The organism is Burkholderia sp. DN3021 (assembly GCF_049805555.1).
Lineage (GTDB): Bacteria > Pseudomonadota > Gammaproteobacteria > Burkholderiales > Burkholderiaceae > Burkholderia > Burkholderia pyrrocinia_C.
Window position 1 is genome coordinate 1 of record NZ_JBNCAB010000161.1, and the last position, 5443, is coordinate 5443.

Annotated in this window: 6 protein-coding genes; 2 read left to right on the forward strand and 4 right to left on the reverse strand. The window is 58.7% G+C overall.

From position 1 onward, the window contains the following. Positions 1–188: 188 nt before the first annotated feature. The 3 genes from ACPUER_RS35720 to ACPUER_RS35730 all read right to left on the reverse strand — a co-directional run bounded on the left by ACPUER_RS35720 (position 189) and on the right by ACPUER_RS35730 (position 3243). Positions 189–1154, reverse strand: coding sequence for a ParB/RepB/Spo0J family partition protein (locus ACPUER_RS35720; RefSeq protein ID WP_425133442.1), 966 nt, complete (start codon positions 1152–1154; stop codon positions 189–191). Then, positions 1154–1825: an AAA family ATPase gene (locus tag ACPUER_RS35725; protein WP_425133443.1), complete on the reverse strand. Its 672-nt coding sequence runs from the start codon at positions 1823–1825 to the stop codon at positions 1154–1156. Before ACPUER_RS35725 ends, ACPUER_RS35720 begins: the two co-directional genes overlap by 1 nt. A gap of 257 nt (positions 1826–2082) precedes the next feature. Then, positions 2083–3243: an IS30 family transposase gene (locus ACPUER_RS35730; RefSeq protein WP_425133444.1), complete on the reverse strand. Its 1161-nt coding sequence runs from the start codon at positions 3241–3243 to the stop codon at positions 2083–2085. 386 nt (positions 3244–3629) lie between these two features. Here ACPUER_RS35730 and ACPUER_RS35735 point away from each other — a divergent pair, with 386 nt between their 5' ends. Both ACPUER_RS35735 and ACPUER_RS35740 read left to right on the forward strand, forming a co-directional pair. Next, entirely contained in the window at positions 3630–4211 is a 582-nt protein-coding gene (locus ACPUER_RS35735; protein WP_425133445.1) for a hypothetical protein, read from the forward strand. 201 nt (positions 4212–4412) lie between these two features. Continuing rightward, positions 4413–4607: a hypothetical protein gene (locus ACPUER_RS35740; protein WP_425133446.1), complete on the forward strand. Its 195-nt coding sequence runs from the start codon at positions 4413–4415 to the stop codon at positions 4605–4607. A gap of 249 nt (positions 4608–4856) precedes the next feature. On the opposite strand, the gene ACPUER_RS35745 is transcribed toward ACPUER_RS35740, so the two are convergent. After that, complete coding sequence (locus ACPUER_RS35745) at positions 4857–5288, reverse strand: hypothetical protein (protein WP_425133447.1); 432 nt, start codon at positions 5286–5288, stop codon at positions 4857–4859. Between the last annotated feature and the right edge of the window lie 155 nt (positions 5289–5443).

Sequence of the window (5443 nt, forward strand, 5' to 3'; positions counted from 1 at the left end):
GCTCGAACTAGCCAAGGAGAAACTCATCCCCCATTGATGGCTCGTTCTTTGTAGGCCCGACTACCTGTCAGATCGAGTCCCGGCTAATACACCTCACCCATCGAACCTGGGGCGCACCGCCCACCAGTTACAGAGACGGAAACGGAAACGTCCACCGCCGGCATCAGCCAGCGGCAGCCGCGCCTACGCTATTCTTTCGGAAACAGCGCCAAGATTTTTTCGCTGATCTCCGCCGCCACGTCTGGGGCTAAGCCCTTCAGCTTCAACTCAATCCGTCCGTCCTCTTCAAACGATTTGAACTCGCCCTTCGCTCCACGGAAGGTTAACTGTTCGCGAGTCGACCGAGGCCGCTTCACGGTCCCTTTCGCAGCCGCTTTACGTCGAGCCGCAACATCGCGGTAGCCCATGCCACTTTTTGCAGCTTCAGCGATCAGGGTCAAGGTCTCTTCCTCGCCTTTTACTTCCCAGAATTCTCGAATTGCGTTCAGCATTTTGAGAGACAGGAGTTCCGGATACTCAGCGAGAGCATGAACGACCTTGCTCGGCAATTGAGCGAGCGACATGGTCCGACTCACATGGTCTTCACCAAGGTTCAGTGCCTTGGCCAGGGCTGCTTGCGTCGGATAAATCTTCTTTCCAATCAATTCCTTCCATTTGATTGCATCATCCAACGGGCTTTGATCTCGACGCTCTACGTTCGCGGCGCGGGCTTCCTCATACAGTTCCCGGTCGCTTGCTGGTTTAGGACGAATTTCGAGCCGCAGCGTTGGCAGCCCTGCTGCACGGGCCCCGCGAAGGCGAGTTTCGCCCTCAATGAGCACGACCTCTCCCTCCCCATTGGCGTACCCGATCGCCGACATACCCTGTCCCCGAGCAACCAGCGAAGCAGCCATCTCGGAGACGGCAGAAGCCGTATAAACGACTCTCGGATTGAACGGATTCGATCTAATTTTCCCGATCGGAACGTCATAGACCTGACCAACCTCATATTTGACCCGATCTTGGCTCGAGCCAACCTCTCGCGCTTTGGGTTGCTCAGTATGTATTGCCGGTGGCGCCATCCGCGGGTCGCCCACAATCGGCGCTGTCGATGCTGCGTCCTGAACTGCGGCGACTCGGTCAGTCGCCAGGGGCTTCTTCTTGAAGGTAGCCATTATTCTTCCTCCCCGCCATTGATTCGCTCGAGAATTTCCCGGTAGACCGCGTCCATTTCATCAATCGCCTTCTTCGACCGGTCGCGGCCCTTCAATTCATGGACTGCCCTGCCCGTCTTTCCAGTGGCAAGCCAGGCTGCTCTTTGGGGAATTTGTGCATCGAAAAGTCGGATGTCTTCGCTCTCGAGATAGGAGCGGAGGTCAGCAGTCGCCTTAGCCCCTTCGACCGGCGAAACCCGGGTGAGAACAACGTATGCAGGGATTTCTCCGCGTTCATGCCGAGGCCCCATATCTTTCAGGGTCGAAAAGACATTCAAGGTCGACTCAACCTCTTGTTGATCTGCACCACATGGCACAAGAACGAGATCTGACAGGAGTGCACATTCGAGCATCGTTCGATAGTTTTGAGCGCCGATGTCCACAACAACCAGGGTGTATTTGTTTGCCAGATTTGCTAGCTCCCGAGCGGGATTTGCCGGTAGAGCTAGCACTGGAATTGCTGGCGTGACACCCTCCTCATTCCGAATTCGGGACCAACTCATCGCAGATCCTTGCTTATCCGTGTCGAGAAGAACGACGTCAACGCCTTCCGATGCAGCCAAGGCTGCGATGTGAGTCGCCAATCGCGTCTTTGCAACGCCACCTTTTTCCGCCCCAATCGTAATGACCATTTTTCCTCCATTCGGAGAGCCGAAGTATTGACAATCGGATTGTTATTCGTCAGTCAAAACATGTCAAAACAATTAAGGAACAATCCTGCGTTTTGTGAATTTGTTGCAGTTCAGCAACGATTTCAGATTGAACGAGGATAATCTTGGCGCGAGCCAAGATTCCCAAGTCGATGTACGAAAGATCCTTGTCGATGACTTGACTGCAGCTAGACTTGGCTCGAGCCAAGATTGGGTAACGGCCGGAAAAGCGTGCGGATTCAACCCGTCGATGCAACGAATTGATGAAATCGCTCAGCCGGTGTATCGAAGTTTAGTGTCTTTCGCGGACGCTCATTGAGCCGTCTGGCTACTGCGTTGAGCTTGGCCTGCGAATAGGCCGAGAGATCGGTCCCCTTGGGGAAATACTGTCTCAGGAGCCCATTTGTGTTCTCGTTCGAGCCACGTTGCCAAGGGCTCTGCGGATCACAAAAATAGACCTTGATGTCGGTGGCCACGGTGAAGCGTGTGTGATCGGCCATCTCTTTGCCCCGATCCCAGGTCAGTGATTTGTATAGTTCATCAGGAAGCTTGCCGGCGTGTCGGATCAACGCATTGATGACCGTTTCCGTGTCCTTACTGGCGACCTTCGCCAGCATCACGAAGCGGCTCTGACGCTCGACGAGCGTGGCGATCTGGCTGTTCGCGTTGCCGAACAGCAGATCGCCCTCCCAGTGGCCCGGTATCGCACGATCATCAACGTTCGCGGGGCGTTCACTAATCGGGACGGTGTCGCAGATTCGGCCATGATCGTCGGTCTTCATCGTGTGATGACGCGAACGGCGCATGGCTCGCGAGCGCCGCAAATGCTCGAGCAATTCCTTTTTGAGCGCGCCGCGCGCTTGTATGTAGAGGCTGCGGTATATGGTTTCGTGCGACACCTGATAGTCTCTGTTGACCGCGTACACGTGCTTAAGCCAACCGGCGATCTGCTCGGGCGACCACTGGAACCGGGGCTTGCTTGCCACGACCTGGGCGAGTTCTCGGTTCCTGACGAGTTTGCAGACTTGGGGGCGACGGGTTCGTTCCCAAGCAAGTTCGTCAGCATTGTGCGCCCGATAACTCTGCATACCTCCGTTCCGCTTGAGCTCACGACTAACAGTGGATGGGGCACGTCCGAGCCGGTTCGCAATCGCGCGCATCGAATCACCAGCAACCACTGAGCGCGAGATCTCCTCCCGCTCAGCAAAGGTCAGTGCCAATCTCGAACGGTGCCGTTGCTTCGGTTGTATGCCGCCTGTTTCGGCCAGGATCCCGTGTACCGAAGAATGGTTCCGATCAAACAACTGGGCGATCTGCTGCAGCGATTCGCCCTTGCGCCAGCGTTCCCACATTAACGCCTTCTGACTGTCTGTATAGTAGATCCGCCGCCTCTGTTTCATTGCAACACTCCTCGCTGCTATGCAGCCTCAAGTGTGTTGCATCGACGGGTTGAATCCGCACGCCTTAACTGACGTGGCTGGCACTGGGGCGAGTAGGGCGCCCACCAGTAAAGCCTTAGAGGCAAAGTCACACCGGCTGTACCCATCTTGGCTCGAGCCAAGATTCAGGCCTGACGGTGAGCGATATCGAGCTTGAGCGCTGTGCGCCCAGGATTCTTATAGCGACGAATGTAAAAAGATTGTCTACTCCGCCTACATTGCCGACGCCAGCTTTAAGGCGAGAAGAGATCAACATTTCTATCGGACTTCAATCTGCTCAAACGCAAGAAATGCCCGCGCGGTCGGCCTGTCCGCTAGAATCGCCGTTTTCATTCGTCGCCAACACTATGGCTCTGCCCCGTACAGACTTCTTCGATCACGTCTTGCAGGATCCCTATGATCGGTTGCGGGCGTCCAACCTCGCCAAGCAGTATCTGTCTGGCACGTTCCGCCTGGACGGCACGGTGTTCGATGCTGCGACGCTCGTCGAGTTCGACGCGATCGAACTCACCAGCGCCGAGTACGCACAGCTGCTGATGATCTTTACGGACGCTCGCGTCCACGAGCAGGCCCAGTATGGGGTGGGGCCCGACGAGGCACCACCGGGCGTGTACTTTACGTCGGTCCAGCCGGCCATTTTGCAGCATCCGCACAAGAACCGCATCGGCTTGTACCAAGATGCGGACGACGGCATGTCGTTGTATCTCGACGAGGTTGACGGTGACGCCGACGACGTCCCGGAACCCGCAGTCGCGCAGGCGCTCCACATCGATCACATGTTCCTGAGGCACCAGGCCCCGAACTGGCTCGGCACGGTGGCCTTTGCACTGTGCGCGATGACTGCGCACCGTCTTGGCTACCGCAGGATCACGCTGATTGCGGGGGGAGGGGTACGACCCGCATCTCGTCGGTTATCGCTACTGGCCTAAGCTGGGCTTCGATGCGCCTCTCGAGGATGCGGAGAGGGCGATCGCAGCCTTCGCCGCCTGCCAGACCGTGCAGGATCTGCTTGAGGTCGACGACGCGTGGTGGGCTGACCACGGCTCGCAGAGGCTGATGGAGTTTGATCTCAGTGCCGACAGCCGGTCGTGGGCAAAGCTGCTAGACTATCTGCTGGATAAGGAGTTGATATGAGCCATGTGACGAAACCACTGAAGAAAACTGCGCCGACGACGGTTGCAGCGAAGGTGGTCGTGCGGGTGTCGCAACGCGCCAAAAAGCCGGCGCCCCTGACGGCAGCCGGCAAGGCGCAGCTGCGCACGGCGGCCCGGCGCCCGAGCACGCGCGTGACGCCGGAATTGCCGGAATGGCACAAGGCGATGTAATCCAGGACGGGCCGATTGGCCCGTTTTTTTTGGCATGCGGCCATACCGCTAACTCCGCTTACCGGCATGCCGAGACAGTCAACGCGGCAATGAGACCCCCGGCTCCGGCCGGGTTCTTTGCCACTGCCATTCGTGCCGCCGCGTCCGTTTGCTGGACATGCTGCTTGCAGATATATCCGTGAACAGCACGGGGCATCAACCGTCCGTCGACGGCGCGTGCCGTCACGGCTCGCCACGACGTTCGGGCCGTCAGGCCCGGCGGATCTTGCTGGCTGCCTCGGCGGCCGCTTCCGTGAACCCCTTCCAGGCCGCATCCAGCTCGCGCATCAAGCGGTCCGCGTCGGCCGCCAAGCGTTCCCGGTTGGCCTCGAGCCAGGTGGCCAGCGCGGCCGTGTCGGCGCGATCGTCAGCCAGGCGCCCGGGCGTGGCGAAGTGGCGGTGCAGGTCGTTGACCGACACCGCGTGGCCGAACAGCACCCGCATCAGCTGCCGCGTGGTCGTGATCGTCACATCGGGCGGGGGCGGGGCGATCGCCTGAACGAAGGCGACCACCGCGCGGGCGCGCGCGCGACGCTTGATGCCGCTCATCAGGCCGCGCAGGTGGCGACTGCGGAGATCAGGGTGGTCGAGCATGGCCTGCACGGCCGCGTCGTGATCGGCTGGCGTGAAGAACGTCATCATCAAACCGTGCTGTATGGAGATATATCTTTATACAGCACGGTTTCGGGTGCGTCGAGCGGGGGGGCTATGTCTTTCGTCAAGCGTTAGGGGCTGACTTGGGTTGGTAAATGGTGCCGTCGCGCAGCATGGCGAACAGGACGTCGCAGCGTCGCCGT